Here is a 9836-nt window from a genome sequence, read left to right as displayed (position 1 = left end):
GGTCACATTCCGAACCCGGAAGCTAAGCCTTTCAGCGCCGATGGTACTGCATGCGGGAGCGTGTGGGAGAGTAGGACACCGCCGAACAAATCGTGCAAGTCGTGGTCCCTGGACTTCTGTTCAGGGACCACGACTTTTTTGTGTGTGGTCACCGGCAGTTCATGTTGCGTGGACATGATCCCGGCATGGGGACAACACAGCTGACCGTCGCGGGCTTTGGTGCGGGGGACGAGGTCGTGGTGCCGTCTTTCGGCGGGGCCGATGTCGCACAGGCCGTGCGGGACCTCGGTGCGAGACCCGTCTTCGCCGACATCGATGCCGACACCTACTGTCTCGATCCCTCCTCCGCGGCCCGGGCGGCGGGTCCGCGAACCGCGGCGCTCGTTCCCGTGCACCTCTTCGGCCACAGCGCTGACATGGCCGCACTGCGTGCCGTCGGAGAGCAGCACGGGATCCCGGTCCTCGAGTGGGAGCCGCTGCCCCGTACGGATGCGATCGATGCGGTCCGCCGGCGCCAGTACGCCACGTCGCTGGGGCGCCGTCTCAGAGGAGTCGTCGCGCCGTCGGTTCCCGACAGCGTCGAGCACGCCTTCACGGACTACGTGGTGCGGGTACCGGGGAACGGGCGTCCTGATCGTGACGCCTTCCGCAGGGCACTGCGCATGAGGGGCGTCGACTGCGGGATACCGGTGCGGGTGCCGGCGCACCGGCTGCCTGTGTACGCCTCGACCGTACGGCTGCCGCAGGCCGAGCGGGCCGCTGACGAGTGCCTCTCGCTGCCGCTGAGCGCAGCCATGACGAAGAAGGATCTGCAGCGCGTCGTGTCGGCCTGCAACGGACTCGGAGGTCTGCTGCGGGAGCGGGTCGGCTGACCCGGCGGGAGCCGGCCCGGAGTCGGTTCGATCCAGGGGCTCCGATCGGGTAAGATCTCTTACCGCTGGCCGCGCCCCAATAGCTCAGTCGGCAGAGCGTCTCCATGGTAAGGAGAAGGTCAACGGTTCGATTCCGTTTTGGGGCTCTTAGCACGCAAGTCGAAGGCCCTCACCGTACGGTGAGGGCCTTCTTCGTGTGCAGAAGCGCTTCCGCTCCGGTCCTGCTCGCTCCTACTCGGGTACGCGCATCGCCAGAATGGCCATGTCGTCCGAGGGTGCGTCGCTGGCGAACCGCTCGACCGCACGCATGATCCGGGCGGCCACCGCACCTGCGTTCAGGCCCGTGCAGGTGGACAGCACGTCGGCCAAGCCGTCGTCCCCCAGCATGCGGGTGCCCTCGCGGCGTTCCGTCACGCCGTCCGTCACACACAGCAGTACGTCGCCGGGCGCGAGTGAGACCGTCTGCTCGTAGAGTTCCAGATCCTCCATGACACCGAGCAGCGGCTGAGGGTCGGCGGCCGATTCGACGCTGCCGTCCTGGCGCAGCCGCAGGGGCAGCGGATGGCCCGCGCAGACGACCTTCAACTCGGCGCTGCCATCCTCCTGGGGGCGCATCTCGCCGTACAGGAGAGTGAGGAACCGGCTGCGTGCCCCTTCGTCGAGGATGGCGGTGTTGAGACGCTCCAGCACGGTGGGACCGCCCAGCCCCTCGCGGGCGAGCAGTCGCAGCGCGTGCCGGGCCAGACCGGTGACCGCCGCGGCCTCCGGGCCCGTACCGCAGACGTCGCCGATGGCGAAGCCGTAGGTGCCGTCGTCGATTTCGAAGAGGTCGTAGAAGTCACCACCGACCTCGTTGCCCTCGCCGGCGGCGCGGTAGATGACCTCGACCTCGACACCGCCCTCCACCTCCGGCAGCTCGGGCGGCAGCAGGCTGCGCTGCAGGGACTGGCTGATGGCGGTGCGCTCGGAGTACAGACGCGCGTTGTCCAGCGCGAGCGCGGCGCGGCGGGAGAGGTCCTCGGCCAGCTCCAGGATCTCCTGGCGGAACCGCTCGTCGGTCGGCTTGCCCAGGGTGAGCATGCCGATGACCCGGTTGCGGGCCACCAGGGGAAGAACGACGGTCTCGCCGCCGACCGCGGCCGCGGTGGCCAGGCTCGTACCGGGGGAGAGCTGCTGGGCCTCGCCGTCCAGCGAGACGTTGCGCAGCGAGGTGCGCAACGCCGCGGAATGCGCCGCCTCGGTGGGCGCCGCCCAGACGCGCGCTCCGGGGGTGGGAACGGGCTCCGGCGGGTCGACCTTGGCGAGCAGCGCCTTGAGGTTGTCGATGCGGTCCTCGTCCTCGTGCAGGACGTAGGAGAGGCGGGGGTCGGAGCCCTGGTCGGCGACCGTGTAGACGGCGCACCAGGTGGCCAGCGTCGGAACGGTCATCTGGGCCATCAGCGCAAGTGTCTGATCCCGGTCGAGGGTGCCGGCGAGCAGGTCCGAGGCCTCGACGAGGAAGGAGAGCGAGCCGCGCCGCAGGCGTTCCAGTTCGGTGAGCCGGGCGCGCTCCACGGCGAGCGCGATGCGGTCGGCGGCGAACTGGAGGCGCAGGGCTTCTTCGTTCGTGTAGCGGCCGGGTGCCTCGGTGGCGATTCCGAGGGAGCCGGTGAGCCGGCCCTCGACCTTGAGGGGAACGGTGACCACGGAGCGCATGCCGGTGCCGTCGAGCAGCGGCACGGCGCCGGGGACGACGGTCAGGTCCTCGTGCACGGACGGCATCCGGGCCGAGCCGTAGCGCCCGCTGGCGGTCTCGACCGGGACGCGGGCGAACCGCTGCCGTGCCGAGGGCAGTCCGGTGGAGGCCCGGACCTCCAGTTCGGTCTCGTCGTCGGTGGCCAGCAGCAGATACGCCGCGTCGCCCTCCAGCATGTCCCGGGCGCGTTCGACGGTCCGCTGGAGGAGGCCGTCGAGGTCGTCGGGGGCCGGGGAGCCGATGAAGACCTCGAAGGGGTCGGCGGCGGACTGGTCCTGGCTGTCCGTGGCGGTGCCGGTGTTGTCGTGGGAGTGCACCCGGGGCGGTGACTGCAGGACGGCACGCTCGTGCTCCCGCACCAGCAGGCAGACCGTGGACGGTTCGCCGTCGCTGTCCCGTACGCGCAGGTGAGAGGCGTAGACCGGGATCGTGCGGCCGTCCGAGCCGCGCATGCCGTAGGACCCCTCCCAGCGGGAGAGGCGCAGTGCCTCGGCGACGCCGGTGCCGGTGCCGGGCGTGTGTGGCCAGGCGGCGAAGTCGGTGAGCGGCTTGCCGACCACTTGCTCGGCGGTGTAGTCGAACAGTTCGGTGGCGTCCTCGTTCCATGCGCTGATCGATCCGCTGCGGTCCACCTGGACGACGGCGACCCGGATGTGGGTGTCGGTGACCGGCAGTGCCGTGTCCGGCAGCGCGGGACCGGCCGTGCGGGTGCCGACCGGGCGCTCGGGGAGGTCGAGCCGGAACCAGACCCGCTTGTCGGACGCGGTGTAGTCGACGCCCCAGCGGGTGGCCAGTGCCGAGGCGAGCAGCAGCCCGCGGCCGCCCTCCCGGTCGGGCCCGGCGGGCTGCGGGTTGACCTCCTGGAGCGGCAGTTCCCGTTCGGGGTAGCGGTCGACGACTTCGATGCGGATCCCGTCCTCGTCGCGCAGGCAGAGCACCTCGGCGGCGGTTCCGGCGTGCACCACGGCGTTGGTGACCAGTTCGCTGGTCAGCACCACGGCGTCGTCGACGACCTCGGACAGGCCCCAGCCCTGGAGGGTGTCGCGCACGAAGCCGCGTGCGGTGGCGACGGAGCGGCCGACCGGCTCGAAGGTGGCGGCGGCGCGTGCGGTGATCACTGGTCTCCCCATGGGTGTCCTGTCGGCCGGGCGCACCGGTGTGCGCTGTGCGGTCAGGGCCGTGTAGGTCCCCGCCTCCTCGTTCGGGCCTTGCGAGCCCGTGGCGCCCAGGTGGCCCCCGCCCACGCGCTCGGCGCTCTGCTCTTGCGTCACCGCAGCGCCCCTCCGTCGCCCTTCGTACTCACACCGCTGCCCCCTGCGAAGCCCCTACCCGTCGGACCCGGTAGAGCACCCCGCCGACATGGGGGTGAACGGACAGCCGGGTGCCAGGTTACTTACGTATCCACGGTGCGTGGCCGCCGGATGCGGGTGATTTCCCTCCGGGCCCGCGAACGCAGCGTGATATGCCATGCTGCCGAACTGTTATCGCCTGGTTCGGGCAGGGTGAAACACTGGGAAGGCTCGGAGTACAGGGCCCGGGCAGGAAGGTCGACCCGCAGGAGGGGCAGTGGAGTCTGGCACAACCGCGCGTAGCGGAAACACGCGCGCGAAGGGCGGACGGTCCCGGAGGAGCGGGACGATCGAGGTCGACGCCGCGGCCGTCAACAAGCTCCTGGCCGGGCTGACCGCGATGCGGGACGGCAATTTCCGCAAGCGGCTCACCGTGACCGGTGAGGGGCCGATGGCGGAGATCGCCGCGGTCTTCAACGAGGTCGCGGACCAGAACCTGCATCTGACGGGTGAGCTGTCCCGGGTGCGGCGCGTGGTCGGACGTGAGGGGAAACTCACAGAGCGGCTGCAGACCGGCACCTGCGAGGGGTCCTGGGCTTCGGCGATCGACGCGGCGAACTCGTTGGTCGACGACCTGGTGTGGCCCGTCTCGGAGGTGGGCAGAGTCCTGTCGGCCGTCGCCGACGGCGACCTGGAGCAGCGCATGGATCTGCGCGCCCGGGGAGCCGAGGGCGGTGGACATCCGCTGCGCGGGGAGTTCCTGAAGGTCGGCCGTACGGTCAACGGCCTGGTGGACCAGCTCTCGGCGTTCACGGACGAGGTGACGCGGGTCGCCAGCGAGGTCGGTACGGAGGGCAAGCTGGGCGGCCAGGCGCGGGTGCGCGGGATGTCCGGCTCCTGGAAGGACCTGACGGACTCGGTCAACACCATGGCGTCGCGGCTGACCGCGCAGGTGCGGGACATCGCGCTGGTGACGACGGCCGTCGCCAAGGGTGATCTGTCACGCAAGGTGACGGTTCATGTCGCCGGCGAGATGCTGGAGCTGAAGAACACCGTCAACACGATGGTCGACCAGCTCTCCTCCTTCCAGTCGGAGGTCACCCGGGTCGCCCGCGAGGTCGGCACCGAGGGCGAGTTGGGCGGCCAGGCGCGGGTGCAGGGCGTCGCAGGCGTGTGGAAGGACCTGACGGACTCGGTCAACCTCATGGCGGGCAATCTGACGTCCCAGGTGCGCGAGATCGCCCAGGTGACGACCGCGGTCGCCAACGGCGACCTGTCGCAGAAGATCACGGTCAACGCTCGCGGCGAGGTGGCGCAGCTCGCCGAGACGATCAATGCGATGACGGACACGCTGCGCACGCTCGCGGACGAGGTGACACGGGCGGCGAGCGAGGTCGGCACGGACGGGGTGCTGGGCGGTCAGGCGGTGGTCCCGGGCGCGGCCGGTATCTGGAAGGACCTGACGGACTCGGTCAACTCCGCGTTCCGCAACCTGACCGCTCAGGTGCGCGACATCGCGCAGGTGACGACGGCGGTCGCGAACGGTGATCTGTCGCAGAAGGTCACCGTGGACGTCTCGGGCGAGATGCAGGAGTTGAAGAACACCGTCAACACGATGGTGGACCAGTTGTCGTCGTTCGGCGCCGAGGTGACGCGGGTCGCCCGCGAGATCGGTGTAGAGGGCGAGCTGGGCGGTCAGGCGGCGGTGCCCGGGGCGGCCGGCACCTGGAAGGACCTGACGGACTCGGTGAACACCGCGTTCCGCAACCTGACGGGCCAGGTCCGCAACATCGCGCAGGTGACGACGGCGGTCGCGAACGGTGATCTGTCGCAGAAGGTCACCGTGGACGTCTCGGGCGAGATGCTCCAGTTGAAGAACACCGTCAACACGATGGTGGACCAGCTGTCGTCGTTCGCCGAGCAGGTGACCCGGATGGCCCGGGACGTCGGCACCGAGGGCCGGCTCGGGGGGCAGGCGCGGGTGGACGGCGTCTCGGGCACCTGGAAGGACCTGACGAACTCCGTCAACTTCATGGCGAACAACCTCACCTCCCAGGTGCGGCAGATCGCCCAGGTGACGACGGCGGTGGCGCGTGGTGACCTGTCGCAGAAAATCGAGGTGGACGCGCGCGGTGAGATCCTGGAGCTGAAGAACACCATCAACACGATGGTCGATCAGCTCTCCGCCTTCGCCGACCAGGTCACGCGGGTGTCCCGGGAGGTCGGCACGGAGGGCAGGCTGGGCGGCCAGGCCCAGGTGCCGGGCGTCGCGGGTGTGTGGCGCGATCTGACCGACTCCGTGAACGGCATGGCGGGCAATCTGACCTCCCAGGTGCGCAACATCTCGCAGGTGGCCACCGCGGTGGCGCGCGGCGATCTGTCGCAGAAGATCGACGTGGACGCGCGGGGCGAGATCCTGGAACTGAAGACCACGCTGAACACGATGGTCGACCAGCTGTCCTCGTTCGCCGAGCAGGTGACCCGGGTGGCCCGCGAGGTCGGTACCGAAGGCATCCTGGGCGGGCAGGCGGAGGTCAAGGGGGTCTCCGGTACCTGGAAGGACCTCACACAGTCCGTGAACTTCATGGCGAACAACCTGACCTCCCAGGTCCGGAACATCGCCGAGGTCACCACCGCCGTCGCACAGGGCGACCTCTCGAAGAAGATCACCGTCGACGCCAAGGGCGAGGTCCTCGCCCTGGTGACGACGGTCAACACGATGGTGGACACGCTGTCGTCGTTCGCCGAGCAGGTCACCCGGGTCGCCCGCGAGGTGGGCACGGAGGGCATCCTCGGCGGGCAGGCGCGGGTGCGTGACGTGTCGGGTATCTGGAAGGACCTGACCGACAACGTCAACATCATGGCCAACAACCTCACCTCCCAGGTGCGCAACATCTCCCAGGTGGCCACCGCGGTCGCGGGCGGTGACCTGACGAAGAAGGTCACCGTCGAGGCCAGTGGCGAGGTGGCGCAGCTCGCGGACACCGTCAACACGATGGTCACCACCCTCTCGTCGTTCGCCGAGCAGGTCACCAGGGTGGCCCGGGAGGTGGGCACGGACGGTGTGCTGGGCGGCCAGGCGCGGGTCCGCGGTGTCGCCGGTACATGGAAGGACCTGACGGAGTCGGTGAACTCCATGGCGTCCAATCTGACCGGACAGGTGCGGCAGATCGCCATGGTCACCACCGCCATCGCCAAGGGTGATCTGACCAAGAAGATCGACATCGAGGCCAACGGCGAGATCCTCCAGCTGAAGACGACCATCAACACGATGGTCGACCAGCTCTCCTCGTTCGCCGAGCAGGTCACCCGGGTCGCCCGCGAGGTGGGCACCGAGGGCCAGCTGGGCGGCCAGGCACGGGTGCCGGGCGTCGCGGGTACGTGGAAGGACCTGACGGACTCCGTCAACGAGATGGCGGGCAACCTGACCCGCCAGGTGCGGGCGATCGCCGAGGTGGCCACCGCGGTGACGCGCGGCGACCACAACGTCCGGATCGATGTGGAGGCGGCCGGGGAGATCCTGGAGCTGCAGGGCTACATCAACACGATGATCGCGAATCTGCGGGACACCACGCAGGCCAACCAGGAGCAGGACTGGCTCAAGGGCAACCTGGCGCGGATCTCGGGCCTGATGCAGGGCCGCCGCGACCTGCGGGACGTGGCCGGGCTCATCATGAGCGAGCTGACCCCGGTGGTCTCGGCGCAGCACGGCGCGTTCTTCATCTCGCTGCCCGAGGGCACCCCGGAGAGCGCGGTCGGTGTGGGTGCCGGCCCGGGCGAGGACGGCAGGTACGAACTGCGGATGCTGGGCAGTTACGGCTACTGCACGGACAGCATGCCCACGTCGTTCCTCCCCGGTGAGTCCCTGGTCGGGACGGCGGCGAAGGAGAAGCGCACCATCGAGATGGGCAATGTCCCGCCCGGTTATCTGAAGATCTCTTCGGGGCTGGGCGAGGCGCCGCCTGCGCATCTCGTCGTGCTGCCGGTCATCTTCGAGGGCACGGTGCTCGGCGTGATCGAGCTGGCGTCCTTCCAGCCGTTCGGGCAGATCCAGAAGGACTTCCTCAACCAGATCGCCGAGATGATCGCGACCAGCGTCAACACCATCAGCGTCAATATGCGCACCGAGCGGCTGCTGGAGCAGTCGCAGGAGCTGACGGCGCAGCTCAAGGAGCGCTCCGGCGAGCTGGAGAACCGGCAGAAGGCCCTTCAGGAGTCCAACGCGGCGCTGGAGGAGAAGGCCGAGCAGCTCGCCCAGACCAACAGCGACATCGAGATCAAGAATCGGGAGATCGAAGAGGCCCGGCAGGTCCTGGAGGAGCGCGCCGAGCAGCTCTCGGTCTCGATGCGCTACAAGTCCGAGTTCCTGGCCAACATGTCGCACGAGTTGCGCACACCGCTGAATTCGCTGCTGATCCTGGCGAAGCTGCTGGCGGACAACGCCGAGAGCAACCTGTCGCCCAAACAGGTCGAGTTCGCCGAGACGATCCATGGCGCGGGGTCCGATCTGCTGCAGCTCATCAACGACATCCTCGACCTGTCGAAGGTCGAGGCGGGGAAGATGGACGTCAGCCCGACCCGGATCGCGCTGGTGCAACTGGTCGACTACGTGGAGGCGACCTTCCGGCCGCTGACGGTCGAGAAGGGGCTGGACTTCTCGGTGAGCGTCTCGCCGGAGCTGCCGGCCACGCTGCACACCGACGAGCAGCGGCTGCTCCAGGTGCTGCGCAACCTGCTCTCGAACGCGGTCAAGTTCACCGACAGCGGGGCCGTCGAGCTGGTGATCCGCTCGGCCCGCTCGGACGTTCCCGACGCGATCCGGGAGCAGATGCTGGAGCACGGGTCGCTGCGGGATCCGGACTCGGAGATGATTGCCTTCTCCGTCACGGACACCGGAATCGGTATCGCGCAGAGCAAGATGCGCGTCATCTTCGAAGCGTTCAAGCAGGCCGACGGCACCACGTCGCGGAAGTACGGCGGGACGGGGCTGGGGCTGTCCATCAGCCGGGAGATCGCCCGGCTGCTGGGCGGCGAGATCCACGCGGTCAGCGAGCCGGGCCGCGGTTCCACCTTCACGCTCTACCTGCCGCTGCATCCCACGGAGCTGCCTCCGCAGGGCTACGCGCAGCTCGTCTCGGGAAGTGTTCCGATGGCCCTCCCGGAGGCGCACGCAGCCGTCCCCGGGGCCGCGGCGATTGAGCCGGCGGCGGCGCCGGGCGGCTCCGCCGGCTCCGCCGGCGAGCAGACCGCGGACGAGGCAGCGCATTCGCTCGCCGACCGGCGGCGGCTGCGGGACGCCAGCGGCCAGGCGCAGCCCGAACTGCCCCCGGAGGCCCGTCCGTCGTCCCCGGCGGGCGAGAACGGGGCGGTGGCCGACGGGGCCGCGGGCGGCACCGGCCCGGCTGCCCCGGTGATCCTCCAGGGCGGCGCGGCCGCGGGGATGTCCGACGGCGCCGTCGAGGTGGCCGACGGGGGGCCGACGGCGCGCCACGGCCGGGAGGCGCTCCCGTCCGGAGCCCGGGCGGCCGGCGATCTGGCGGGCCGGAAGGTGCTCATCGTCGACGACGACATCCGGAACGTCTTCGCGCTCAGCAGCGTGCTGGAGCAGCACGGACTTCAGGTCCTCTACGCCGAGAACGGCCGGGAGGGCATCGAGGTGCTGGAACAGCACGACGACGCGGCCGTGGTGCTGATGGACATCATGATGCCGGAGATGGACGGATACGCGACGACGGCGGCCATCCGCAAGATGCCGCAGTTCGCCGGATTGCCGATCATCGCGCTGACCGCCAAGGCGATGAAGGGGGACCGGGAGAAGAGCATCGAATCCGGTGCCTCCGACTACGTCACCAAGCCGGTGGACACTGATCATCTGCTGGATGTCATGAGGCGGTGGATGGAGGGCGGGTGAATATGACACTGTGTTGATGAGGGCTTCCG

3 protein-coding genes, 1 tRNA gene and 1 rRNA gene are annotated in these 9836 nt (G+C 69.5%); 4 read left to right on the top strand and 1 reads right to left on the bottom strand.

Translation table 11 applies throughout. The features are described 5' to 3' along the window. The 3 genes from rrf to ACFYMO_RS27810 all read left to right on the top strand — a co-directional run. A 5S ribosomal RNA gene (gene rrf, locus ACFYMO_RS27820) occupies window positions 1–87 on the top strand; the annotation flags it as partial. 98 nt (window positions 88–185) lie between these two features. Further along, entirely contained in the window at window positions 186–872 is a 687-nt protein-coding gene (locus ACFYMO_RS27815; RefSeq protein WP_366774271.1) for a DegT/DnrJ/EryC1/StrS family aminotransferase, read from the top strand. Window positions 873–945: 73 nt separating this feature from the next. Continuing rightward, window positions 946–1018, top strand: a tRNA-Thr gene (locus ACFYMO_RS27810). An 85-nt stretch (window positions 1019–1103) separates the two neighbouring features. On the opposite strand, the gene ACFYMO_RS27805 is transcribed toward ACFYMO_RS27810, so the two are convergent. Further along, window positions 1104–3725, bottom strand: coding sequence for a SpoIIE family protein phosphatase (locus ACFYMO_RS27805; RefSeq protein WP_388549778.1), 2622 nt, complete (start codon window positions 3723–3725; stop codon window positions 1104–1106). A 448-nt stretch (window positions 3726–4173) separates the two neighbouring features. Between ACFYMO_RS27805 and ACFYMO_RS27800 the strand changes: the two genes are divergently transcribed. Beyond that, window positions 4174–9807 carry a HAMP domain-containing protein gene (locus tag ACFYMO_RS27800; protein ID WP_388549759.1) on the top strand — a complete coding sequence of 1878 codons (5634 nt, stop codon included), beginning with the start codon at window positions 4174–4176 and terminating at the stop codon, window positions 9805–9807. Window positions 9808–9836: the final 29 nt, after the last annotated feature.

The sequence above is a fragment of the Streptomyces sp. NPDC007025 genome (assembly GCF_042869455.1).
GTDB lineage: Bacteria > Actinomycetota > Actinomycetes > Streptomycetales > Streptomycetaceae > Streptomyces.
This window is presented reverse-complemented; position numbering and strand designations above follow the sequence as displayed.

What these genes read in the sequence shown, in the direction of transcription:
- ACFYMO_RS27815 (WP_366774271.1), top strand. Translation starts at nt 186, where the DNA reads ATGGGGACAACACAGCTGACCGTCGCGGGCTTTGGTGCGGGGGACGAG.